The organism is Hymenobacter sp. HSC-4F20 (assembly GCF_019599275.1).
In the GTDB taxonomy this organism is placed as follows: Bacteria; Bacteroidota; Bacteroidia; order Cytophagales; family Hymenobacteraceae; genus Hymenobacter.
On the sequence record NZ_JAHZTD010000001.1, the window covers coordinates 1,739,198 to 1,762,257 of the forward strand.

The 23,060-nt window shown below is 61.0% G+C and carries 14 protein-coding genes and 1 riboswitch; of the genes, 4 read left to right on the top strand and 10 right to left on the bottom strand.

Features of this window, described 5'->3' with window-relative positions:
• Positions 1-71: 71 nt before the first annotated feature.
• The 8 genes from K3G63_RS07510 to uxuA all read right to left on the bottom strand — a co-directional run bounded on the left by K3G63_RS07510 (position 72) and on the right by uxuA (position 15,986).
• Positions 72-1,712, bottom strand: a complete 1,641-nt coding sequence (locus K3G63_RS07510) for a sodium:solute symporter (RefSeq protein WP_220613432.1) — start codon at positions 1,710-1,712, stop codon at positions 72-74.
• A 386-nt stretch (positions 1,713-2,098) separates the two neighbouring features.
• Positions 2,099-4,285, bottom strand: a complete 2,187-nt coding sequence (locus K3G63_RS07515) for a glycoside hydrolase family 3 N-terminal domain-containing protein (protein ID WP_220613433.1) — start codon at positions 4,283-4,285, stop codon at positions 2,099-2,101.
• A 171-nt stretch (positions 4,286-4,456) separates the two neighbouring features.
• Positions 4,457-6,418, bottom strand: coding sequence for a sialate O-acetylesterase (locus K3G63_RS07520; protein ID WP_220613434.1), 1,962 nt, complete (start codon positions 6,416-6,418; stop codon positions 4,457-4,459).
• 200 nt (positions 6,419-6,618) lie between these two features.
• Entirely contained in the window at positions 6,619-8,568 is a 1,950-nt protein-coding gene (locus K3G63_RS07525) for a RagB/SusD family nutrient uptake outer membrane protein (RefSeq protein ID WP_220613435.1), read from the bottom strand.
• A 12-nt stretch (positions 8,569-8,580) separates the two neighbouring features.
• Positions 8,581-11,682, bottom strand: coding sequence for a TonB-dependent receptor (locus K3G63_RS07530; RefSeq protein ID WP_220613436.1), 3,102 nt, complete (start codon positions 11,680-11,682; stop codon positions 8,581-8,583).
• 56 nt (positions 11,683-11,738) lie between these two features.
• The gene (locus tag K3G63_RS07535; RefSeq protein ID WP_220613437.1) at positions 11,739-12,551 is read right to left on the bottom strand and encodes an SDR family NAD(P)-dependent oxidoreductase; all 813 of its coding nucleotides are present in this window, start codon (positions 12,549-12,551) and stop codon (positions 11,739-11,741) included.
• Positions 12,552-12,582: 31 nt separating this feature from the next.
• Entirely contained in the window at positions 12,583-14,691 is a 2,109-nt protein-coding gene (locus tag K3G63_RS07540) for an alpha-glucuronidase family glycosyl hydrolase (protein WP_220613438.1), read from the bottom strand.
• A 41-nt stretch (positions 14,692-14,732) separates the two neighbouring features.
• Complete coding sequence (gene uxuA / locus K3G63_RS07545; protein ID WP_220613439.1) at positions 14,733-15,986, bottom strand: mannonate dehydratase; 1,254 nt, start codon at positions 15,984-15,986, stop codon at positions 14,733-14,735.
• Between the two features lie 336 nt (positions 15,987-16,322).
• Here uxuA and K3G63_RS07550 point away from each other — a divergent pair, with 336 nt between their 5' ends.
• Positions 16,323-17,501: a LacI family DNA-binding transcriptional regulator gene (locus K3G63_RS07550; protein WP_220613440.1), complete on the top strand. Its 1,179-nt coding sequence runs from the start codon at positions 16,323-16,325 to the stop codon at positions 17,499-17,501.
• 72 nt (positions 17,502-17,573) lie between these two features.
• Here the strand turns inward: K3G63_RS07550 and K3G63_RS07555 are convergent, their stop codons facing one another.
• Positions 17,574-17,876 carry a hypothetical protein gene (locus tag K3G63_RS07555; RefSeq protein ID WP_220613441.1) on the bottom strand — a complete coding sequence of 101 codons (303 nt, stop codon included), beginning with the start codon at positions 17,874-17,876 and terminating at the stop codon, positions 17,574-17,576.
• A gap of 306 nt (positions 17,877-18,182) precedes the next feature.
• On the opposite strand from K3G63_RS07555, the gene K3G63_RS07560 reads away from it, so the two are divergent.
• Positions 18,183-20,270, top strand: coding sequence for an ExeM/NucH family extracellular endonuclease (locus K3G63_RS07560; protein WP_220613442.1), 2,088 nt, complete (start codon positions 18,183-18,185; stop codon positions 20,268-20,270).
• Positions 20,271-20,539: 269 nt separating this feature from the next.
• Positions 20,540-20,725, top strand: coding sequence for a hypothetical protein (locus K3G63_RS07565; RefSeq protein WP_220613443.1), 186 nt, complete (start codon positions 20,540-20,542; stop codon positions 20,723-20,725).
• Positions 20,726-20,822: 97 nt separating this feature from the next.
• Here the strand turns inward: K3G63_RS07565 and K3G63_RS07570 are convergent, their stop codons facing one another.
• On the bottom strand, positions 20,823-22,106 hold the full coding sequence (locus tag K3G63_RS07570; protein WP_220613444.1) for a voltage-gated chloride channel family protein: 1,284 nt from the start codon (positions 22,104-22,106) through the stop codon (positions 20,823-20,825).
• Between the two features lie 39 nt (positions 22,107-22,145).
• Positions 22,146-22,219, bottom strand: a riboswitch (Fluoride riboswitch).
• A 194-nt stretch (positions 22,220-22,413) separates the two neighbouring features.
• On the opposite strand from K3G63_RS07570, the gene K3G63_RS07575 reads away from it, so the two are divergent.
• Positions 22,414-22,965: a fasciclin domain-containing protein gene (locus tag K3G63_RS07575; RefSeq protein WP_220613445.1), complete on the top strand. Its 552-nt coding sequence runs from the start codon at positions 22,414-22,416 to the stop codon at positions 22,963-22,965.
• Positions 22,966-23,060: the final 95 nt, after the last annotated feature.

Below are 23,060 nucleotides of genomic sequence, written 5' to 3' on the forward strand. Positions count from 1 at the left end.
AGGCCCGTGGTGCTGGCAGGCAGAAAAAGAGCCGGTGGCAGTTGGGGGCTGCCACCGGGTAAGCAGTTGGGTTACGAGAAAACGAGCCAGAGCACCGCTAGCATGAGCAGCAGCAGCACAGAGGCCACCACATTGCGGCGGCGGTGGGCCGGGCGCTCAATCTGGTATTCCTGCATTTCGCCCACGTTGCCGGCGTACTTGAACGTGAGGCCGTTCACCTTCTCGGCCGGCGGCGGGGCCGTGGCCAAGCTCACCACAATCAGCAGGAAGATGGACACGAGGAAGAGCAGAATGGCGAAGTGCATGAAGTTCATCTCGATAAGGCTGCGCAACACGGGGTTGGTGAAAGGGCTGCTCTTATGAATGATTTCGAGGATGAAGCGGGCCATGCCCAGGGCAAACCCCGTCCAGAGCACCACCGCTGAGCCCTTGGCATTGGCTTTCGGCCAGAGCAGGCCCACCAGGAACACGCAGGCAATGGGCGGCGAAATGTAGCTCTGCACGCTTTGCAGGTAGAGGAAAAGCTGGCTGGAAAGCTTGTTCACGATGGGCACCCACAACAGGCTGATAAACACCAGCGCTACCGTGGAATACTGCCCAAAACGCACCAGCTTTTTTTCGGGGGCCTGGGGCACAAACTTCTGGTAGATGTCAATGGTCATCAGCGTGGAGGCCGAGTTGAAGCAGGCGGCCAGCGAGGCCATCAGGGCGGCCAGCAAGGAAGCCACAATCAGGCCGCGGAAGCCCACCGGCAGCAGGGCTTTTACCAGCACCGGGTACACGTCGTTGGGCTGAATGGTTTGGCCGGGCAGGAGCAGGCCCTTGTGCTGGAGGGCGTAAGCAATTAGGCCGGGCAGGATGAGGATGAACACGGGCAGAATCTTGAGGAAGCCGGCGAATACGGTGCCCGACTTGGCCTGGTCGATGTTCTTGGCGGCCAGCACGCGCTGCACAATGCTCTGGTCGGTGCACCAGTACCAGATGCCCACGATGTAGGGCGTAATGATGACACCGGTCCAGGGAAACTCGGGGTCCGACATGGGCTTGAACATCTCCATGTGCCCGGCCGGCACCGAGGCCACCAGCTCCTGCCAGCCGCCTACCTTGTCGAGGCCCAGCCACGTCAGGGCAATGGCCCCGATGAGCAGGATAAACGTTTGAATCAGCTCGGTGTAGATAACGGCGCTCATGCCGCCGGCAATAGTGTAGATGCCCGTGGCTACCACCAGCAGAATGCTGGAGGTGTACATATCCCAGCCCATTACCTGCTTGAGCAGAATGCCGGCCGCAAACAAGTGCACAGAAATCTTGGTCATCACATAGGCAATGATGGACACCGTGCTCAGGTACCAGCGGCTGGTGGAGCTGTAGCGCCGCTCCAGAAACTCGGGCATGGTGAACACCCCCGATTTCAGGTAGAACGGCACGAACACCCACCCCAGAATCAGGAGGCAGATACTGGCCGACCACTCAAAGTTGCCCACCGCCAAACCCGAGGCGTACCCCGTGCCCGACAGCCCAATGAAGTGCTCCGTGGAGATGTTGGAAGCAAACAGCGAAGCGCCCACCGCAAACCAGCCCACGTGCCGCCCGGCCAGGAAATACTCGGTGCTGGTGCGCTCCTTGCGGGCGAAGTAGAAGCCAATAGCAAACACAATCAGGAAGTACCCGACGATGATGGCGTAGTCCAGAAAACTTAGTTCGAATTGCACGGAGAGGAAGAGAAAGGAAAAGAGTGAAGTGGTTGAGGAGAAGGGGCATTGAATAGGGGTAGCGCAGAGGAATCAGACTGCGCGACGGTGCTGCTGGCCGCATCTTTCTGGCCTGGTTGCCAGGGCAGGTCCGTTGGCCTGCTGAGCATGTGGCGCATGAAGCCAGGGGGTGCAGCCGTAGCCGAAGCAGCGTTACCGCTCCGTTGCTACCCTCTTTGATTAGCCAGAGGCTGAATTCTTCGGCTGCGCGGACGCTAGATCAAGCAGGACACGTTCTGGGTATGGAGTACGACTTCCGATAGTGCTGTTCTACCGGGCGAGATGCTTGCCTGCGGCGACCTGTGGTTCGGCTGCGTCTCTGCCTGATGACCGATGTTAACGGGCACTTACCGCACGGCTAGCGTGCCCGTAGCAGGTGGGCTGGCCCCCAGGGTTTGGCTGCGGGCCGAGGGGAGGGCGCCGCCCACGGCAATGGTTACGGGGGCGGTGGGCGCTACGCTTCTACCTTGGGCATCAATAAGGGCAAGCTGAGCAGGCGTGAGGGTAAACTTGACGGTGGTGCTGGCGCCGGGCTGAAGCTGCACGCGGCGGAAGTTTTTGAGGGCGTAGCGCGGAATCTGCTGGCCCTGGCGCGGGGTGTGCGTGAGGTAGAGCTGCACCACTTCCTCGCCGGCCATTTTACCGGTGTTGCGCACAGTGGCTTCCACTTCCACGGGCTTGTTTTTCGCTACCCGCTTCGGCAGTTTCAAGCCACTGTACTCGAATTTGGCGTAGCTCAGGCCGTAACCAAAGGGATACATCGGCTCAGCGTTCATGTAGCGGTAGGTGCGGCCCAGCATGCCATAGCTTTCGTAGGCGGGCAGCTGGTCGAGGCTCTTGGGGAAGGTGATGGGCAGCTTACCGGAGGGCGAGACCTTGCCGAACACGATGTCGGCAATGGCGTTGCCGCCTTCCTCGCCGGGGTACCAGGCCAGCACCACGGCATCGCAGAGCTCGTGCACCTCGGCCAGGTTCATGGGGCTGCCGCCGGTGATGATGGCCACCAGGGGCTGAGTGTTGTTTTTGCGCAGGCCGCGCAGGAAATCAATCTGGTTTTGGGGCAGGTTGTAATCAAGCCGGTCGCCGAACGAGGGCGAGGCAATGGACTCGCCCTCCTCCCCTTCCAGCAACCCATTGATGCCCAGCACCACAAATGTAGCGTCGGAGGTGCGGGCCGTGCCACTGACCCAGTCCACGCCGTTCTGGTTGGGCCGGTCGAGCAGGGCGCCGGGGCGGTACTGCATCTGGCTGGCGGGGCTTACGCCGGCTACCAAGCCTTCCAGAATGGTTTTCATCTCGGGGTTTACGCCGTAGTAATTGCCCAGCAGGGCATCGAGGTTGGCGGCGTTAGGGCCCGTCACGAAGTACTTGGCCAGGTCCTTGCGCAGGGGTAGCACACCGTTATTTTTCAGCAGCACAATGGACTTCTGGGCTGCCTCGCGGGCCAGGGCGCGGTGCTGGGGGCTGTTGATGACGTCGGCGGAAAGCTTATCGTAGGGGCTGCTGCCGGGGGCATCAAACAGGCCCAGCTTGAACTTGGTGCGCAGCAGAATGGCCAGGGAGCTGTCCATTTTGGCTTCGGTAGTGAGGCCTTTCTGCACCGCTTCGGGCAAAGACGGGTACACGCTGCCGCAGTTCAGGTTCACGCCCCGCTCCAGGGCCAGGGCGGCGGCTTCGGCGGGCGTTTTTACCACGTTGTGTCCCTTGTAAAAGTCCACCAGCGCCCAGCAGTCCGACACGATGTGGCCCTTGAAGCCCCACTGCTTGCGCAGCACGTCCTGAAGCAGGTACTGGTTGCCACAGCAGGGCTCCCCGTTGGTGGCGTTGTAGGCGCACATCACAGCCTCCACGTTGGCATCAACCAGTTGCTTGAAAGCAGGCAGGTAGGTTTCCTGCAAATCCTGGGGCGAGGCTACGGCGTTGAACTCGTGGCGCAGCTTCTCGGGGCCGCTGTGCACGGCAAAGTGCTTGGCGCAGGCCGCCACTTTCAGGTGCTGGGGGTCGGGGCCCTGCAGGCCCTTTACAAAGGCTACCCCCAGGCGGCCCGTGAGGGTGGGGTCTTCGCCGTAGGTTTCCTGCCCCCTACCCCAGCGCGGGTCGCGGAAGATGTTGATGTTGGGCGTCCAGAACGTGAGGCCGCTGTACTGCTGGCGGTAGCCCTTGGCCACGGCGGCGTTGTACATGGCCCGGGCTTCGTCGGAAATGGCCGTGGAAACGCGCAGGGCTAGGTCATCATCGAAGGTAGCGCCCAGCCCGATGGCCTGCGGGAACACCGTGGCGGCGCCGGCCCGCCCTACCCCGTGCAGGGCCTCGTTCCACCAGTTGTACGCCGGGATGTTGAGCCGCTCGATGGCCTTGCTGTTGTACATCATCTGATCGGCCTTTTCCTCCAGGGTAAGGCGCGAAATCAGGTCCCGCACCCGCACGTTGATGGGCTGGCGAGGGTCGAGGTAGGCGGCCGGGGCTTGTTGGGCCTGTACCGTGGGCAGGCCCAGGCAGGCCAGCAAACCCGATACGAGTAGACGTTTTTTCATGCGGTGGGAAGGGTGGAAAGGAGGAGCCGATGGCGCAAAGCGGTGGCAGGGCCACCGGAATACCAGGGCTTCGCGGAGCCAGGAAAGAAAGCCGACCCGGACTTTCGCCGGGGCACTAAAAGCGCGGTTTAAACTGGCAAATAGGGTAGCAGCGGGAGTGAGGAGCAGGGCTTATTGGGCCGGTGCCGCGGCCGATGCGTTGGCCTGAAATGGGGAGGCGGGCAGGCCTTCTTTGTTGTAGAGGTTGGCGCCCTCGGGGTTATCGGCCCAGGCGTAGCGCACGGTTACGGGCGTAGGCACGGCCTCGTTCCAGACCACCACGGTGTTGCCTTCAATCCGGGCCTGGGCCCACACAAACTTCTTGTCGGGCCCGGCTACGGCAAAATATTTCAGCGGTTCGCCTCCCTTGGCTACCAGGCCGCTACCCACGCTGGAGAAGCGTAGCGTAGCCTTGTTGCCATTGACTTGCATGGTTTGGTAGAGCGGCCCCGAGGCCACTACCTTTTTCTCGCCGTAGGCCACTTTTTGGGCGGCCAGGGCCAGGCGATGACCGGGCGTTTGCTTGTCCAGGGGGTGGATGTCGTTCCACTCGCCGGCGTCGGTAATAACGGCCATGCCGGTGTACGGCACGGCCAGGGTGCGGCGCTGGGCGTCGCGCACGGCGGCCCAGCCACTCTCACCGGGCTCCGGCTTCACGGCCATAAAGTTGGCCAGCTGCACGTACAGGAAAGGCAACGCGGGCTGCTGAAACTGCTTGCGCCAGTCCTGAATCAGGCTGGTCATCAGGGCTTCGTAGTCCTGGGGGCGCCCGGCGTTCGATTCGCCCTGGTACCAGAGCACGCCCTTGATGGCGTAGGGCAGCACCGGCGCAATCATGCCGTTGAACAGGCCGCCGGGCTGGTACTGGAACGTGGTAGTGCCCGGCGTGGGCGGCAGGGTAGCGCCCAGCTTGTACTGCCAGGGCCCGCGCAAATCCAGGGTCTGGCCGCCGGCCGTGAGCTGGTACTGCTTATCGAGGGTAAAGCCGCCGCGCCCGCCGTTGTTGATCAGGCGCACGGTAATCACGTTCTTCCCGCTTTTCAGTACGCCGGGCTTCACCTCGTACTTGCGGGGCGGGTACTGGTAGCCCGTGGTGCCCACCAGCTGCCCGTTGATGTAGGTAGAGTCGGCATCCACCAGGGTGCCCAGCTCCAGGCGGGCAGGCTGCCCTACCATGCCGGCGGGCACCTCCACTTCCTTCCGAAACCACACTACCCCGTTCACCGGGCCCAGGGGTGTTTGCGAGGCCCAGTAGCCGGGCACGCTCATGGTGGCCCAGCCGCTGGCATCGTACCCGGGCGCCGACCATTTCTGCTGGCCCCGGGCTTCCCCCTGGTCGGCCTGGTAGAGGCGCCGGTACCAGTCGGCTACGGCGGCGCTTTCGCGCTGCTTGATGCTGGCTACCATTGCGCTGTCCTTGTACTTGGCGCCCTGCTGCTCGTAGGCGGGGAATTGGCGCAGGGCGTCGGCGCTCAGCCAGGCTTCGGCCGGGGAGCCGCCCACGGCATCCTTGATTAGGCCCACCGGCACCTGGTACTTGGCGTTGATTTCCTTGGCGAAGAAGTAGCCCACGCCCGAGAACTGCAGCACGGTTTGCGGGTCGGCGGCAATCCACTTGCCCCCGGTTACATCGGTACGGGGCTTCTGGAAGGCGTAGGTCAGGGGCACCTCGTACTGCCGGATGCGGGGGTTGGCCGCCTCGGCAATAACGGTGGGGTACTTGTCGCGCAGGCGGCTCATGGGCGTCTCCATGTTCGACTGCCCCGACAAGAGCCATACATCCCCGACCAGAATATCCTTCACGCTCAGTGCATTGCTGGCCTTTATGTCTAACTGGTAGGGTCCGCCCGCTTTCATGGCCGGCAGTGTCACGCGCCACTGCCCATCGGGGCCGGTGGTAGCCTGGTAGGTTTTGCCCTGAAAAGCCACGCTCACCTTCTCCCCTTTCGCGGCCCAGCCCCAAATACGCACCGGCTGTTCGCGCTGCAGCACCATCCCGTCGCTCACCAGGCGCGGCAGGCGCACCTGCGCGGCGGCGGGCTGCGCGGCAACTATACCCAACAGCAACAAAGCCTTTAATGAATTATGTATCATACTGGTAGCAGGGTCATTGGGTAAATCAGGCCGGGATGCAGTACCCCCTCATAAATAAGCCGTGATTTCAGAGTGAAATCACGGCTTACTTTACGTAGTCTTTCTGGCTGTGCAAGCGGTGCATCGCCAGAAAAGAAGGCTGAAAAGATTGGCTGCGCGTATGGAGCATCCTGTCTTTTCAGCCCTTTTCCATCGGGCTATTAATAGCCCGGGTTTTGGTAGGCGGCTTTCACTTCGGCCGATACGTCCATGCGGTCAAGCTGGACCTGCGGAATGGGGCGCAGGTAGTGGTAGGGCTGAATGGTGCGCGTCACGGTAGTGGGGGTATGGTCGCCGTAGTTGTTGCCCCCGATGCGGTAGGTAGAAGCCAGCTCATTCCACTTCTGGGTGCGCACCAGATCATACCAGCGGTAGCCTTCGCCGTAGTACTCGCGCGAGCGTTCCGCCAGGATGTAGTTGATGTCGATAGTGGCCGGCGTGGCCGCTACCATCGCCGCGCTGTTGTCCTGCACCTTGGCCACGTTGCCGTTGTTGTCGAAACGCCACTTGCCAGCCCGGGCCCGGATAACGTTGATCAGCTCTCTGGCCCCCTGGCCTGCTTTGGGCGTTGCGCCTTTCACTGCGGCCTCAGCGGCTACAAAGTACAGCTCCGAGAATTTGGCAATGTTGAACGGGCGGGTGCTGGCGGCGTTGGGCTGCCCCAGACCAGTGCCATTGTCCGTACGATACGGGCCGAGCTTCCAAAGGCCCGGATACACAATTCTGCTGATGCCACTCGGCGAAATCACATAGTCGGCCCGGCCGGGAAGCGTTCCGGCGCCTATGTTGCTCGTACCGGCCCCAGTCGGGTAGGTAATAGCAGTGGTAGGCTCTGCAGGCAGGAAGGTCAGGATGGGGCTACCCGGGGTTACGGGTAGGTTGTTGGCGTTGTACAGGGTTTGCGCAGCTACTCCGCCCTTGGGCCAGTTCCCGCGGTACACCGTGGTAAAGGTGCCATCGAAACGAGAGTCGTTCGTTTTGTCGGCAAAGGTGTTCTCGATGGCGTTGATGGTAGGAGCCATACGGGTCCAGGGGCGGCCCAGGGGCTGCACGGCTTCCCGCTGAACGGAAGATACCGGGCCGGTTCCGTTGGCATTGGTGGCGCTGCGGATGTTGGTATAGTTCCAGGTCATCATCCAGCCCGCAAAGTTGTCCGGGGCCCCGCCGTTACCGAAGGTCAGGCTGCCGCCATTGTACAGCTCGCTCGATTCGGTGTGGTCCGCGAACAGCATCATTTCCGCGTTGCGGTCATTGGTCGCCAGGTTTACATCGTAGTACGTTGGCTGCAACCGGAACTGACCGGGGTTCTCAATGCCGGCTATGGCCACATCGTACGCCTGCTGGTAGTAATACTGGGGGGTGCGGCCGGCCGGATCGGTTCGTTGCGCCTGCGGGAAGGTTGGGATGTTGTTCGGGTTTTCAAGCCACCAGGCGTAGGTAAGGTAGGCTTTGGCCAGGTACAGGCGGGCCAGCGTTTTCGTAGCCCCCCCTATCACCCGCGGATTCGCCGGCAAGTCGGTAACAGCCTGCAGCAGATCCGGGAAAATAGCTTTGGTGTACACCTCGGGTACGGTATTGCGAACCGAGGTTCTGATGGGGTTGGTGTTGAACTCCAGCTCGCCGGCTCCCAGGTCCAGCGGAACCCCGCCAAACGTCTGCACCAGCATGAAGTAGTCGAAGGCGCGGAAAAACCGGGCTTCGGCAACCAGCGCCGGTGAGATAGTGCCTACTGCACTGGCATTCTTGATAATGCCGCTAGCCGTGTTGATGTTGGGGAAAGCCGCCGTCCACAGCCGGTCGGCCCGGCTGTTGTTGGCATTCAGCGCCGCCCGGCCCGAGAAGTCCATGGCCAGGAAGTTCTCGTCCGCGTCCCGGCCGTAGGTTACTTCATCCGTGCCCGTGAGGGTAGTGTTATAGAAGTAGGCATCCCCGTAGATGTAGCGCAAGTGCGCGTACATGGAGGTCAGTCCCCCACTAACGCCTCTTTCCGTCTGGAAGAAGCCCGGCTCGTAGATACTCCGGGGCTCTTCATCCAAAATATCTGAGCACCCCGCCGTAGACATCGAGACGACGGCCGCTCCAATCAAGAATTTTATGTTAAGACTTTTCATTGTCCTGTTTGCTTAGAAAGTAAGATTCAGACCGGCCAGGTAGGTACGGGTTGCCGGGGCGTTGGTGCCCAGCGTGAGGATGCGCCGTGGGTACGACGTGGTAACGGCCGCATTTTCGTCGCCGAATGAGTTGGTCTCCGGGTCCATGCCCGACTCCTTCTTGTAAGGGGAGAACACTACGAAGGGGTTCTGGGCCGTTACGTACAGCCGCAAGCGGCTTACCCCGGCGTTCTTCAGCCACGCGTTGTTGTCGAAGTTATAGCCCAGGGAGATGGTGCGTACCTTCAGGTAGGAAGCATCAAAGTAGCCCAGGGTAGAGCCGTATTTCGGGTTGTCGCCGCTGGCCAGGCCACCGGGTTTCGGGTACTTGGCATCCCGGTTATCGGGCGTCCAGTAGTCTACTTTCACGTTCCCGCGCCGGCCGTTCAGCATGTTGAGGTAACCGGAGGAGCCGTAGAGGGTGCTGTTGAGCAGGCCGCCGTTCTGAAAGGCACCTACGGCACTTAAATCAAACCCTTTGTAGGCTACCCGGGTGTTGAAACCACCCTGGAAGTTGGGGTTTACGTCCAGAATCTGACGGTCCTGGGGACCAATGGCTCGGGTAGGGGTACCATCGGCGTTGTATCCGCCCGTGTATTTCACCTTAATCATCCCCACGTTGCCGCCGGGCTCCAGAATGTTCCGGTACGGATCTTCTTCCTGCCACAACCCTATTTTCTCGTAATCATAGATTACGTTGATGGGTTTGCCCACAAACCACCAGTTGTTTTCGTCCCGGTCCTGCGTTCCGGCCAGCGACACAATCTTGTTACGGTTGGCGTAGATGTTGAACCCAGCTTCCCAGGTCCAGCCATTGAGGTTTTCCAGGATGGTGCCGTTCAGAGAAAGCTCTATGCCTTTGTTCTGGGTAGCACCGATGTTGGCCGTGTAGCTATCCACGCCCGAAGTGGGAGGCAGCGGCAGCCCAAGCAAAATATCCTCGGTGTCGGTGATGTAGTATTCAACGGTACCGGACAGACGGTTTTTCAGGACCGCGAAATCCAGGCCGTAGTTCCAGGTTTTAGAGTACTCCCACCCCAGGTTGGGGTTAGGCAGCTGGCTCACAAACAGACCCGTCTGGTAGTTAGTAGGACCGAAATTGTACGGTCGGGTGGCCAGCAGTCCAAGCGTAGAATACGGGTTGATAGACTGGTTTGAGGTTCTGCCGTAACCGGCCCGCAGCTTCAGCATGTTCACGGCTGAAATATTCTGCATAAACGACTCTCTGGCTATGTTCCAGCCCACCGACACGGCAGGGTAGGTATTCCACTTGTGACCCGGCGCTAGGCGCGAGGACCCGTCGGAACGAACCGTGGCCGTCAGCAGATACCGGTCGTCGTAGGAGTACATCACCCGGCCCATGTAGGATATCAGTCCGCTTTTGGTGTACTGCTGATCACCAGGCGCTACAATTATTTCGCCAGCGGCCAGCCCCAGGTTGTAGTACTGGAAGTCGTCGGAGGGAATATCGCGGGCTGCAATGCGCGACCGGTTGAATTTTGTGTCGGAGGCCGAGTACAGACCTACCACGTTTATCGTGTGCTTCTCCGCAAAGGTGCGGTCATAGGACAGGATGTTCTCAACGGTCCAGTCGGTAGTGACCTGGTTGCTTACGGAGGCCGTAGAAGCCGTAGTGGGGGTAGCCGAGTTGATACCCTGCCCGGTATACGCACCACCCTGGCTCTGCCGATAGTTTACGCCCAGGTTAATCCGGTACTTCAGCCCATCCACTCCCGGAATTTGAGCTTCGCCGAAGATAGTATTGTAGGTGGCCAACGACCGGGTTTCACTCAACCATCTGTCTTTATTGGCCTCCACCACATCTCTGTTGTACACCCACTGCTCATCCAGCGGCATCCGGATGGTTCTTTTCAGCGTGCCATCGGCGTTGTACGGGTTGGCAATTGGCGAGGAGTTCAGCACCCCGTACAGCCCCACGTTGGAGCCTTCCGACAAGCTGTAGCTGTTATTGGTCGTGAAGCCCAACCGGATGTACTTGCCCACTCCCTGGTCCAGGGTGCCGCGCATGGAATAGCGGGTGTACTGCTGGGTAGGGATTACGCCCTCTTCCTGGTAATAGCCCGCGTTGAAATTATACCGGCCGTTCTCAGTACCGCCAGAAACCCCCAGGTTGTGGTTCGACTGGATGCCGGTGCGGTATAACATATCCTGCCAATCGGTATTCACGTCGTCGGCCTCGTCCAGGGCGTTGGTATACACGCCCGCCGCTTTTCGAAGCGCCACAAACTCGGGCCCGCTCATCATGGGGTACTTGGCGAAAAGGGTTTTAGCGCCCACAAACCCATCATAGGTGATTTGTGGCTTCTGGCCGGTTTTACCCCCCTTAGTGGTTATCAGGATAACGCCGTTCGCCCCCCGAGACCCGTAGATAGCCGTGGCAGACGCATCCTTCAGGATGTCCACACTCTGAATATCATTGGGGTTGATGTCACCGATTGACCCCGGGAACGGAATCCCATCCAGTACTACCAACGGATCATTGCTGGCCGAAAGCGAGCGGGTACCGCGGATCCGAATTTGCGTGGTAGCGCCTGGCTGGGAGGAGGACTGCGAAAACTGTACCCCTGGCAAACGGCCTTGCAAGGCCTGGGTGATGTTAGCCGATGGCACTTCGCGCAGGGCTTCTCCATTAATAGAAGCCACGGAGCCCGTTACGGCTTCTGCTTTCTGCGTGCCGTAGCCTACCACCACTACCTCGTTCAGGGCCTTGGCATCGGTGGCAAGCGCTACGTCGAACGTGGTGTTGGCGCCGATGGGCCGCTCTACCGGCGTGTAGCCAATGGCCGAGAACACCAGGGTAGTGCCGCCAGCCGGTGCCTGCACCGAGAAGGAGCCGTCGGTGCCGGTAGAAGCTCCCGCGGAGGTGCCTTTCACCAGCACCGTCACGCCCGGGATACCCTCGCCGGTAGCCTGATCCGTAACGCGGCCCGTGATGGTGCGGGCCGATTGCGCCTGCGCTTGCGTAGGGGCCAGCAGCGCGCCAGCCAGGGGCAGGCCAGCAGCAAGCAGCGGCCAACCCAGCCCAAGGGCCGATTTTCGTATAGTTGATTGCATGAGGAGTGGGAACTTTAAAATTGTGGGATGTTGCAGGTAGCCCGGTGGAGCGGGCGCTAAAAGCCAATGGAATTGCCGCCGTCCACGGGCAGGGAGGCCCCGGTAATGTAGCGGGCGGCCTCGGAGGCCAGGAACACAGCTGCGTGGCCGATATCAGAAGGCTGGCCGAACTTGCCCATGGGCGTGCGGCGCATGGCCCGGTCGCGGCGGTCGGGGTCGGAGTTCATAGCCGTGCGGCTCATTTCGGTTTCGATGAAGCCGGGGGCAATGGCATTCACGCGCACGTTGTGCTTGGAGAACTCCGAGGCCAGCACCTTCACCATGCCCTCTACCGCCGACTTGGAAGCGGCGTAGGCCACTACCCTATCGATGCCGTAGTAGGCCGCCATGGAGGAAATCATCAGAATCACGCCGCTTTGGCGCTCCACCATGCGGCGGGCACACACCCGGGTCAGGGCAAACACGGCGTTCAGGTTGGTGTGGATAATGCGACTGAATTCCTCGTCGGTCACGTCCAGGGCCGGTTTTTTCATGTTGATGCCGGCGTTGTTGACCAGAATATCCAGGGGGCCGTGGGTAACTTCAATTTGCTCCACTAGGTCTTCCAGGGTATCCAGCTCGCACACATCGTTGGTGAGGTAGTGCACGGAAGCGCCCAAGTCGGCCACGGCTTCCTGGAGCACGGACTCGCGGCGGCCCGTGATGATGACGGTAGCGCCAGCGGTAGCCATGCAACGGGCTATTTCCAGCCCGATGCCGGTGCCGCCACCGGTGATGAGGGCCAGCTTACCTTCCAAAGAAAACGGATTGGGCTGATGCTGGCCGTTGGGCTGGGTATGCGGAGAAACGAAGAGCTCGATGTGTGCCATGCGAGAAAAAATGAGGCTGTGCGAAGAAGTTTTAGCGCAGTTGGTAGATGTCGACCAGCTCCTTGACCTCGGCCAGGGGGCGGGTTGGTGGGGTAAGCGTGGGGGGCAGGGGCCGCTTGGCGTAGGTCTGGAAGTAGAGCACGCAGGCATCGCGCCACCACAGGGCCTCGCGGTGCTGAATGCGCAGGCGGGCGGCTACATCGGCGTGCAGCTCGGGGTCCAGGGCGGGCTTGGCTTGCTCCCACTGCTGCTGCATCCAGAGCACCGAGTCGGCGCCGGTGTAGTAGCGGGTGGTCAGCTCGTCCCAGAGAGTGCGGCCGGTGCTCAGCTGCTGCCCCCAGCCCACGTGGTGAAACCAGAGCAGGTAGTCGGGCGGGCAGGTGGCGGGGTTGCTCCACACCTGGCGGGCACCGGGGGCGTAGAGGCTCAGGGCGTTGGAGCCGCTGGCGGTGCGGTTGAAGCCCAGGCCTTCGGCATCGGCCTTGTGGTAGTACACCGAGGTCCAGTCGGGGCGGGCGCTTTTCTCCAGCCAGGGCTCGGGGCCGTAGTGAATGCTCTGGCCCATGATGTGGTGCAGACCCAGCGGCGTGGTGTAGCGCACGTAAATATCCCGCGACTGATTCAGCACCTGCGTTACGCTGGCTAGGGCTTTGGGCTCGCGCGTCAGGGTCATCTTGGTCCACTCCTCAGCAATAGCGGCCGAGCTGAGCGTGTGGTCCCAGGCCAGGCGGCCGTAGGCATACCAGTTGGCTTGGCCCACCGGGTGCCCAGTCCAGTTGCGGTCAGAACCAATATTCGCTACCCCCGCAATGCCGCTGAGGCTGTGCTTTTCCAGGGAGCCATCGACTACCTTGGCCACGGTAGAGCCGGGACCTTGGGAATGGGTATCGGCTTCGAGGCATTCCTTGATGAGCGGCCCCAGGTACACGAGGTGGGTAGCAAAGCCCAGGTACTCCTGCGTCAGCTGCACTTCCAGCACCAGCGGGGTGCGCGGCATGGCCCCAAACAGCGGGTGAAACGGCTCCCGGGCCTGGAAGTCAATCGGCCCGTTTTTCACCTGCACCAGCACCTTGGGACTGAACTTGCCGTCGAGGGGCTGGAACTCCTCGTAGGCTTCCTTGAACCGGTCACCCTTGGAGTTGGCCTTGTACACGAAGGCCCGCCACATTACTACCCCATCGTGGGAGCCCAAGGCCCCAGCCAGCATGTTGGCGCCATCGGCGTGGTGGCGGCCGTAGTCCTGGGGGCCCGGCTCGCCTTCGGAGTTGGCCTTCACCAGAAAGCCCCCGAAGTCAGGAATGGTCTTATAAATCTCGTCGGTCTTGGCTTTCCACCACTGCGCCACCTTGGGGTCCAGGGGGTCGGAAGTGGGTAGGCCGCCAATGACTTTGGGCGCGGCCCAGAACACCGAGAGGTATACCCGGATGCCGTAAGGCCGCATCACACCGGCCAAAGCGGCCACTTTCTGCAGGTACTCCGGGGTGAGAAAGCGGGCGCTGGCGTTTACGTTGTTGAGTACTACCCCATTAATACCGATGGAGGCGTTGGCGCGGGCGTAGTCCTGGTAGCGCGGGTCGAGGCGGTCGGGCAGTTCCAGCCACTTCCAGATGGAAGAGCCCGCGTAGCCGCGCTCCACAGTGCCGTTGGGGTTGTCCCAGTGGTTGAGCAGGCGGTACTGAATGCGGGGCTGGCTGCTCAGGCTCAGCTTTTCGGGCATCTGGCCGGTTTGCACCTGCCGAAGCAGTGCAAAGCAGCCGTAGAGCACGGCCGCATCGGTGGGGCCCATAATTTCCAGCCCGTTTTTCTGGCTCGTGATGCGGTAGCCTTCCCGACCCAGCGTGGGGTCCGGGGCCACGCGCAGCCGGATGCTGCCCCTGCCGCCCGGCGCCGCCCCTACCGGCACCGGGCGCCCCAGCAAGCCTTGGAGCCCGAGTTGCAGCTCGTGGGCAGCGGTTTGCAAGGTGGGAGTTGTGTTGCTTTCTACTACAATACCCCGTGCCTGCGCCAGCCAGGCCTTGCGCAGGCCAGCCTCGGGCAGCTCATCATACTTCAGCCACAGGCGGTAGCCGTCATCGGCGCGCCCTGGGAGGGCAAGGCCAAGGCAGAGCAACGCGAGCAGCAGGTAAAAACGGGGTAGCATAGGTGGGAACGGGTAGAAAGGAGGTCGGGTGAGGCGGTTGGCTAAACGAAGCGGGTAGCGTGGGAGTCGGCGGCAAGCGCAGGGGTAGCATCCGTGGAGGCCTGCAGGCTGCGGCGGATACCCAACTCCAGCCCCCGCAGCTCGGCCAGTCCGCGCAGGCGCCCGATGGCCGAGTAGCCGGGGTAGGTGCGCTTTTCCAGGTCGTCGAGCATCTGGTGGCCGTGGTCGGGGCGCATGGGCAGGCTGGGGTTGCCTTCGCCGGTGCGCGCCCGGCGCAGCTCCTCGCGCACCAGCTCCTGCACCACGGCGTACATGTCCACGTCGCCTTCCAGGTGGTCGGCCTCGTGGAAGTTGCGGGGGTTTTCCTCGCGCTTGGTGGCGCGCAGGTGGATAAAGTGAATGCGGTTTCCCAGGCGCCGCACGATGCCGGGCAGATCATTATCGGGCCGCACGCCCAGGGAACCAGTACAGAACGTCAGGCCGTTGGCCGGCGAGTCGTAGGCTTGCAGCAGGCCCACCAGGTCGGCTTCGGTGCTGACCACCCGGGGCAAACCCAGCAGCGGAAACGGTGGGTCGTCGGGGTGGATGCAGAGGTTGATGCCTACTTCTTCGGCTACCGGCCCTACCTCCCGCAGGAAGTAGTAGAGGTTTTCGCGCAGCGCGTCGGCATCAATAGCCGCGTACTCATTCAGCAACTCCTGGAAGCCTTCCAGCTCAAACGCTTCTTCGGACCCAGGCAGGCCCAGCAAAACTACGTTGGTAAGGGTAGTTACTTCCTCAGGCGTTAGGGTAGCAAATTTGGCGCGGGCGGCGGCAGCCACCTCTTCTTCGTAATCGTTTTCGGCACCGGGGCGGCGCAGAATGCACAGGTCGAACAAGGCGAAATCTTCCCACACGAAACGCAGGGCCCGCGAGCCATCAGGCATTTCGTAGTTCAGGTTGGTGCGCGACCAGTCCAGCACAGGCATGAAGTTGTAGCACACCGTGCTAATCCCGCAAGCCGCCAGATTACGCAGGCTTTCCTGGTAATTCCGGATGTATTCGGCGCGGGCCGGACGGCCTTTCTTGATATCCTCGTGCACGGGCAGGCTTTCCACCACGGCCCAGTGCAGGGGCGAGTACCGGTTGTTGTCGGCTTCTATCAGCTGCTGCCGCGCCCGAATGTCGTCCTGGCTCCAGACTGTGCCCACGGGCAGCTGGTGCAGAGCCGTAACGACGCCGGAGCAGCCCGCCTGCCGAAGTGCGAAAAGAGAAACCGGGTCTTGGGGCCCGAACCACCGCATAGTGTGCAGCATAAGATGCGCGCTCTTATAGCTAAAAAGTGCAATTATTGAATCAATCCGGCTTCCCTAACCTATCTGTTCAAGTTTTCGGCCAGCACAGCAGTTAGGGAGTACTTACTACCGAAGATAGAAGAACAATCCAGAGGAAAAACAACCACAAAACCCGCCTAAATGCTTGATTTCTAAATAAAAATATCGGAAACGTTTTCGAAAACGTTTCCGATAGGTAATAACAAGTACGGATGCAGTAAAAAAAATTCTGTAGATTATCCTTGAATTAAAAAGAAGGGTTTTGCTCTTGGTTTTTCAGATCATCTGCCCAATTTTGGAATAATTCAATTCCTTTCCATGATTAAATGCACTAAGTGCCGCTCGGCCGATGCGGTAATGCGGGCGGGCTTCATCCGGGGCCGGCAGCGCTACCACTGCAAGGCGTGCAACTACCACTTTACCGACGAGAAAACCCTGCCCCTCCCCGAGAAAAAACGCCGCCAGACTACCATCAGCGACGTGGCGCGGGAATTGGGGGTAGCCCCCTCCACGGTTTCGCGGGCCCTGAATGGCCATTCGGATATCAATGCCAACACCCGCCAGGCTATTCTGGAAGTAGCACGCCAGCTTGACTACCAGCCTAACCTGCTGGCCCAGAGCCTGAAAAGCAGCGAAACCAAAACTATTGGGGTGGTGATTCCGGACATTGAGCGGCCGTTTTTTGCCACGGCCGTCAGCGGCATTCAGCAGGTAGTGGCCGAGGCGGGTTACCGCGTGATGATCTGCCAGTCGAAGGAGTCGTATGAGATGGAGGTCAGCAACGTGCAGGCGCTTATTGCCAGCCGCGTCGATGGGCTGCTGATCTGCCACTCCCGCGAAACGGAGAATTTCGACCACGTAAAGCAGCCGGCCACTCGGGGCATCCCCATTGTGCACTTCGACCGGGTGTGCAACGAGGTAGATACGGCCAAGGTGATTCTGGATGACTGGAACGGGGCTTTCAACGTAACGGAGCACCTGATTCAGCAAGGAGCCCGGCGCATTGCCATTCTGGCCGGGCCCGAGGGCCTGCTGATCAGCCGCAACCGCCTGGCGGGCTACGTCAGTGCCCTGCAGAAATACGGCTTGCCCGTGCGCGATGAGATGCGCATTCACATCAACTTCAAGCCTGAGCAGGCGGTAGCAGCCCTGGATACCTGGCTGGCCCTCCCCCACCCGCCCGATGCCATTTTCGCCATCAACTACACCAACGCCTTCGATTTACTGGTAACGCTGAAAGCCCGCGGCTTGCGCGTGCCCGAAGACATGGCGGTGGTAGGCTTCGGCGACGAGTTCATGGCCTCCATGATTGAGCCCGGCCTGACGACGGTTAACCTGCACCCGTACCGCATTGGGCAGCAGGCGGCTCGCTTATTTCTGGAGCAGGTGCGCGAAAAAGAGGCTTTCCAGCCCCGCACCTTCGTTATCACCGGCGACCTGGTTATCCGGCAGTCCTCGTTGAAAGCTAAAAGCGAGTTTTTCAAGCTAGATATATAAAGGAAGAGGCCGGAACGCATGCTATGCATGCATTCCGGCCTCAAGGCAGCTAGTGGTGGGGGTAGCCGGGGCTTAGCGCGTAGTACCAGAGGTAGTGCCCGAAGTAGTGGAGCCGGAGGTAGTACCTGAGGTAGTGCCGGAAGTAGTTGAACCCGAGGTAGTACCAGTGGTGGTAGAGCCCGAAGTGCTAGTGCCGGTGGTAGTAGAGCCGCTGGTAGAGCCCGAAGTAGAGCCGCTCGTGGAGCCCGAGGTAGTGCCATCGGTGCCAGATGGAGAATCGGTGCTGGTGCTAGAGCAGGACGAAAGAGCTGCGCCAGCGAAGAAAAGCAAAGCAAAAGCGCGAGCCGACCAGGTGGAAGTGCGTGACAGTTTCATAGGTAGAAAGTTGGGTTGAAGGATACGGTATGGCAGGTAATCAACCTTTCATACTGCCTATACGGGATTTATTATAAAACGTCAACAAATAAGTCTATATAATGCAAATATGCCTTGAGTCTGCTACCCCATGCGGCCAGCAAAACCCTTCCTACTGGCTGATTTGCGCCTAAATGGTGCCGTGGCGGCTTCCTTACAACAGAAAGCCAACGTACTCTTTTAATATTATATAATTATCACCATAAATAATAGTACTTTTATACCCCATTTGGATGCTTTCAGGGCGTCCTGCTTAGTTCTTCTTCTATGAGGCATTGTATATCACTCGCGCTACTGTTGGTTGGGTTGGGCTGGAATCAGGGGGTAGCCTGTGCTCAAACTGGCGCGGCGCAATCGGCGGTTACGCGCATCGGCCAGATTCAGGGAAGCAAGGCCGCAGCCACGCCGGGCACGTACACCGTTGAAGCCATTGTGACGGGCGTCTACACGGGGCTGAACCCGGGCGGATTTTACGTGCAGGAGGCCCCTGCCGCTTCCGATGCCTCTGCCGCCACCTCCGACGCGTTGTTTGTAGTGCAGGCCAACCCTACTGTGAAACCCGGCGACCTGGTGCGCGTGACGGGCACGGTGCAGGAAGCTGCCGCGGCACCCTCTTTCGACCAGGCCGTGCTGACGGACCCAACCGTCAGGGTAGTGTCTTCGGGAAACCCGCTGCCTGCTTTTGTCGTGCTGCCGAATGCCAGCTTTTCGGCCGCGGGCCTGGAGCGGTACGAAGGCATGCGGGTGCAGTTTTCGGGTCCGCTGACGGTTTCAGATGTGTACAACCTGCAGCGGCGCGGCGAACTGACGCTCACGCCGGGTGGCACTCTGTTCCAGCCTACCCAGTTTATTGACCCCAACGACAATCCGGCTACCGGCACCACCAGCACCGGCACCAGCAACCTGGCCGCCATCCGGGCCTACGAAGCCGCTAACCTCGACCGCTCCATTCTGCTCGATGACGGCAGCTCAGCCTCTACCCCCCAGCCCATTCCTTATACCGATGCCACGTTTCGCACGGTGCGGGTGGGTAGTAAAGTGGAACGGCTGAGCGGCATTCTGGGCTATGGCTTTAATCAGTGGCGGGTGCAGCCGCTGCCGGGAGCCGATGCGCCGGTTGTAAGGGTAGTACGGCCGAGCCTGCCCGCCTTCGGGCCGCTCGACCTGAAGTTGGCCAGCTTCAACGTGCTCAATTACTTTAACGGCAACGGAATTGGGGGCGGCTTCCCAACCACCCGCGGGGCCAAAACCCTACCTGACTTTGCCCGCCAGCGTAGTAAAATCATTGCGGCCCTGACTGCTATGAATGCGGATGTGGTAGGGCTAACGGAAATTGAAAACGACGGGACCGGACCGGCTTCGGCTATTCAGGACCTTGTGAACGGCCTAAACCAGGCGATGGGCGCCGGCACTTACGCCTTCGTGAACGATGGCGGCGCCACCCAGCAGCCCAACAACACCGACCAGATTCACTGCGCCATTCTGTATAAGCCCGCCGAAGTGCGGCTGCTGGGGCCGGCGCTAGTGGCCTCCGCCCAGGGCGTGTTTGAGCGCCCTCCGCTGGCCCAGCTGTTCATTACCCGCCGCAAGCCCCGCCCCGATACAGTAGCCGTGGTTATCAACCACTTCAAATCCAAAGGCAGCGGTACGGGGCCGAATGCCGACCAGAACGATGGCCAGGGCGGCTCCAACGACCGGCGCCGCGTCCAGGCCCAGGGCTTGGTCGACTTTATTACTACCACCGTGATACCGGCAGGTAGCAAGCGCGTGCTCTGCATCGGCGACTACAACGCCAACTATGAGGAAGACCCCATTGACATTATGCGGGCGGCTGAGCTGGTGGTTGTTACGCCGCCTACCAGCGCCTCCTACGTGTTCAAAGGCCTTACCGGCTCCCTCGACCATTGCATCGTGACGCCCAACCTGGTGGGCTTTATTGATGTGCACAAGTGGAACATTAACTCCTTCGAGCCCCTTTTTCAGCAGTACGACGTGGCCGGCGCCGCTACCGATGCTACCAGCCCCTTCCGCTCCTCCGACCACGACCCCGTGCTGATCGGGTTGAACTTTGCGGGCGTGCGGGCGGCCAACGAAGCTACCACTCGGTTGTTTGTGTACCCCGCTCCTACCGCCGGCAACCGGGTATATCAACTGCCAACCATGCCTGCCGGCACCGGGCCGCTCACCCTGGAACTAACCCTGCCGCAAGGGCCGCCCATGCTGCACCTGCAAGGCTCCGCGGGGCTGTTGCAAGCCGAGCTGAACCGCTACACGGCCCACCTGCCGCCCGGCCTTTACGTGGTGCGGCTGCGCGGCAAAGGCATCAACCGCACCCAACGGGTAATGAAAGAATAAGCGGGCCCGCACTAAGCGCCCACTATCCCGTGCTTTAGCCACCACGGGCCAGCCTTCCTGGACGGAAGGCCGGCCCGTGGTGGCTTTTCTCTATACTCTACCTTTTCCTATGCACCCTGAAGTGAGGGGGAACGCTCTGCTGCTAGCTTGCTCCTGGCGGGCACGGTTGGGCAGCAGCAAGCCCCACGGATAGTTACCGACTGATACTGATAGCAAGAAGTTCTGGGCTAGCTGCCGGCCAGTAGGCCGTAGACCCTACCCTGAAAAAATTGACGATAGAATCTGCTGAGCCCATGAGCCCGAACACCTCCATTGACTACAGCCCTGGGGGTAAGGCAACCGGGCCCATCACAGCTGGGCCCGGGTTCTCAGCCGATAAGCAGTCATTCACCGTGTTGATGGTCCTGCAGCTAACTCATGCGGATGAGTTCCTCGTCACCGACGACGAGTTTTAGCCGGCGAAATGCTACCTCCTAAAGCCGTATCCGGTGAAATTCAAAGCCAAATAGCCGGAGGCCACGGCGGATTCAACTCGGCTGTGCGTGCTACCCCCTACAACTCCCCCAACCGCTTGCCCTGCTGCCGGCCCAGCCGCAGGTGCTTGGCCTGCCCAATCATTTGGGCTGAGTAGATACCACGGTGGCCCGAGAACAGGTAGGCCACCACGCAAGCCAGGGCCAGATACCCAGCAGCTTGCACCCCAAACAGCTCCAGGCCCATCAGGGTGCAAGCCAGGGGCGTATTAGCGGCGCCGGCAAACACTCCCACAAAGCCCATAGCAGCCAGCAGGGCCACCGGCAGCGGCAGCACCACGGCCAGCGCGCTGCCAAGCGCCGCCCCAATGAAAAACAGCGGCGTCACCTCGCCGCCCTTAAACCCACACCCCAGGGTAAGAGCCGTAAGCACCAGCTTCAGCAGGAAATCGTGGGGCGGCAGCGGGGCCTGAAACGCCGCCACAATAACGGGCACGCCCAGGCCACTATAGCGGGTGGTACCCAAAGCCCACACGGCGGCCACTACCAGCACGCCGCCTGCCACCGGCCGCAGCGGTGGGTAGGCAATGCGCGCAAACTGGCGGCTTATCCAATGAGTGAGGGTAGCAAAGCTGCGGGCAGCCAATCCAAACAATGCTCCTACCAGCAGCGTGTACGCTAGGCCCAGCGGGGTAATGGCTGCCGCCGCCAGCTGGGGGTAGTGCGTATGGCCCACGCCCCAGGCCCGCGTGACGAAGTCGGCGCTGAGGGCAGCCAGAAAAGCGGGCAGCACGGCCTCGTAGCGGATAGTACCCAGCAGAAACACCTCCAGCCCAAAGACTGCTCCGGCCAGCGGCGTTCCAAACACGGAGGCAAACCCTGCGCTCATCCCGGCTATCAGCAGCAGGCGCCGGTCGCGGGGGCGCAGGCGCAGCAGGCCGGTGAGTTGGTCGGCGAGGGCGCCCCCCATTTGCACGGCTGTTCCCTCGCGGCCCGCCGAGCCCCCAAACAAGTGCGTGAGCAAGGTACCACCCAGCACCAGGGGCACCAGCCGGAGCGGAATGGGAGCCGTAGGCGCGTGTATTTCATCGAGGATGAGGTTGTTGCCGCGCCCTACCCGGTTGCCGAAGTGATGGTAGGCCAACCCCATCAGGAAGCCGGCCGCAGGTAGCAGCACCAGCCCCCAGGGGTGCCGCTCGCGCCAGTTCGTCACCCACTCCAACGCCACCAGAAACAGGGCCGACGCCGAGCCAGCCGCTACCCCCACTAAGCCGCTGAGCAGCAGCCAGCGCAGCACAAACCACAGGGTAGCGGGGGTATCGAGGGGGCGAAGCGGGCGCAGAAAGGCAGGACGACGGAACATGGCAGGGGCGAACAAGACGATGAGGCCGGCCGCGCGGCCGGTTTAGCAGGAATCATCAGCGCGGAGCGGGAAACTCCGGCAGTTCGCGGTGGAAATCCATCACCGTAGGCAGGGTAAAGATAACGCGCGGCCGCTACGGGTGTACCCTCGCGGCGTAAGTTGTTCGGGCTGCTGGGGTAGTGACAATCAGCTACCCCAGCAGCCCGGCACAAGCCAGGTGGGCGGGCAGCCGTGCAACCAGACGTACGGAACCAGGCCCGTAGTCTCTCGTAAAAACTTATTCTCTACCCACTTACCCCCTGGCCGCATGTCGTACAAAATCTGCTTTTCCTTCCTGATAGCCGCCCTCTTTACCTTGGGGCTAGGCACCACTAACGCTTGGGCTCAAACCGGCGAGGCTGTAAATGCTACCGCCAACGGCAACCTTCTGGGTATGTCGAAGCTCTCACCTCAGCACACTACCCTGCTGAAAGCCGTAAAGGCCGCCGGTCTTGAAGAAGCGGCCCGCAGCACCACCAAATACACTGTATTTGCACCCACCAATGCGGCCTTCGACAAGCTGCCCGCCGGCCGCCTTAACGAGTTGCTAAGGCCCGCTAATAAGTCGCAGCTGGCGCGGCTGCTTGCCGCCCACGTAGTGCCCGGCAGCTACTTGGCCGCCAACCTCACCGACGGGCTGCAGCTGCAAACGGTGCAAGGCGAAACCCTTACCGTTGTGCGCCGGGGCGCCACCATCGTGCTCAAAGATGCCCAGGGCAACACCACTACTATCGTTGACGATGACATCGTAGCGGAAAACGGCGTAATTCATTCCGTGGACACAGTGCTGCTGCCTACCTCCACGTCCGGCCCGAAGTAGCCACCAGAGGTCAGGTATTCCTACTTAGGCTTTTCAGAGGGGCTGCGCTTGGGTGTGCAGGCCGCGGCTTAAGAGCTTTTCGCGCGTTCCTCCGA

Bases quoted from the DNA above. Each gene is read 5' to 3' on its own strand.
- K3G63_RS07555 (WP_220613441.1), bottom strand. From the start codon at position 17,876: ATGAAACTGTCACGCACTTCCACCTGGTCGGCTCGCGCTTTTGCTTTG.
- K3G63_RS07535 (WP_220613437.1), bottom strand. From the start codon at position 12,551: ATGGCACACATCGAGCTCTTCGTTTCTCCGCATACCCAGCCCAACGGC.
- K3G63_RS07550 (WP_220613440.1), top strand. From the start codon at position 16,323: ATGATTAAATGCACTAAGTGCCGCTCGGCCGATGCGGTAATGCGGGCG.
- K3G63_RS07560 (WP_220613442.1), top strand. From the start codon at position 18,183: ATGAGGCATTGTATATCACTCGCGCTACTGTTGGTTGGGTTGGGCTGG.
- K3G63_RS07515 (WP_220613433.1), bottom strand. From the start codon at position 4,285: ATGAAAAAACGTCTACTCGTATCGGGTTTGCTGGCCTGCCTGGGCCTG.
- K3G63_RS07575 (WP_220613445.1), top strand. From the start codon at position 22,414: ATGTCGTACAAAATCTGCTTTTCCTTCCTGATAGCCGCCCTCTTTACC.
- K3G63_RS07525 (WP_220613435.1), bottom strand. From the start codon at position 8,568: ATGAAAAGTCTTAACATAAAATTCTTGATTGGAGCGGCCGTCGTCTCG.
- uxuA (WP_220613439.1), bottom strand. From the start codon at position 15,986: ATGCTGCACACTATGCGGTGGTTCGGGCCCCAAGACCCGGTTTCTCTT.
- K3G63_RS07540 (WP_220613438.1), bottom strand. From the start codon at position 14,691: ATGCTACCCCGTTTTTACCTGCTGCTCGCGTTGCTCTGCCTTGGCCTT.
- K3G63_RS07530 (WP_220613436.1), bottom strand. From the start codon at position 11,682: ATGCAATCAACTATACGAAAATCGGCCCTTGGGCTGGGTTGGCCGCTG.
- K3G63_RS07520 (WP_220613434.1), bottom strand. From the start codon at position 6,418: ATGATACATAATTCATTAAAGGCTTTGTTGCTGTTGGGTATAGTTGCC.
- K3G63_RS07570 (WP_220613444.1), bottom strand. From the start codon at position 22,106: ATGTTCCGTCGTCCTGCCTTTCTGCGCCCGCTTCGCCCCCTCGATACC.